Raw genomic sequence first — 1,305 nt, 5'->3', positions numbered from 1 at the left:
CGCTCGGTCCGGCCGATGAGTTCTATGTTTGATAGTGGATCATCCGGATTTGCGGTTGCCTTTTCCAAAGCAGTGATCAAATGGCTTGCCATGCGGGCAACTGTTTCTTCGTCGTAAAGATCGGTTGCATATTCCATCGAAGCGCTAAGAGCCCCGTCGGCTTCATCAGCAATTTTTAAATTGAGATCAAATTTTGCTGCGGTTGCCGGCACTGCTAGAGGCTGTAGATCTAGTTCCGGCATTTCTGCCTCCAGTGGAGGCAGATTCAGCAGATTAAGCATCACCTGGAAAATGGGGTGCCGGGAGAGGTCGCGTGGTGGACGCAAAGCCTCGACGACTTTTTCAAAGGGCAGATCCTGATGGGCGTACGCGCCGAGTGCCGCCTCTCGCACCCGAGACAGCAAGGTCCTAAAACTGGGATCTCCTTCCAGATTWGTACGGATTGCTAACGTGTTGACGAACAGCCCAATTAACCTCTCCGTCTCGATCTGGCTGCGACCGGCGATTGGAGTGCCTACGACGATGTCGTTTTGGCCGCTCCAGCGCGCGAGAACAATCTGAAACGCGGCGAGCAACACCATAAACAAAGTCGCGGATTCTTGAGTCGCGAGAAGCCGCAGTTGCTTGGCCAAAGGTGCTGAAATTGTGAATGTGTGAGTAGCACCGCGATATCGTTGGATTGGTGGTCGTGACCGGTCGGCTGGAAGTTCTAAGCTTGTCGGTGCTCCGTCGAGATGTTCGCGCCAATAGCTAAGCTGCTGCTCAAGTTCCTCGCCTGACAACCATTGTCTTTGCCATGCGGCAAAATCTCCGTACTGTATCGGCAAGGCAGGTAGCGGGCTGACGCTATCGTGGTAGAAAGCAGTATATAGGCTTGCCACTTCACGTACCAGGATCCCCATCGACCAGCCGTCCGCTACAATGTGATGTACGGCAACGGAGAGCACGTGTTTTTGTGACCCAAGCCGGATCAATTGGGCCCTCAGCAACGGTCCTCGTTGCAGATCAAAGGGTTCTAACATTTCTGCTGAGCCCAGAACCTGGAGTTCCCGCGTAACCTCGTCGTCAGCCATGTCCGCAAGATCAACGATGGGCAATATGAAAGGCTGTGCCTCGTCAATAACTGCGATCGTAGTGCCGTCGCGCTCTTCGAAATGTGTACGAAGAACTTCATGGCGTTCGATGACCACGGACAATGCCCGTTCCAGAACGTCGATCCGTAACGGGCCGCTTAAACACATCGCTGCCGAGATGATATACGCGGAACTGCCAGGCTCCAGTTGATCCAAAAACAGCAATAGCAAT

The 1,305-nt window shown here is 53.5% G+C and carries 1 protein-coding gene; it reads right to left on the bottom strand.

Going from position 1 to position 1,305, the window contains the following annotated elements; genetic code table 11:
• A partial coding sequence (locus AC1DNW_RS35365; RefSeq protein ID WP_477855798.1) for a condensation domain-containing protein occupies positions 1-1,305 on the bottom strand: 1,305 nt, incomplete at both ends.

Source organism: Rhizobium sp. 05L429, assembly GCF_056397645.1.
Note: the sequence above shows the minus strand (reverse complement) of the source record. Positions and strands in the feature narration are given on the sequence as shown.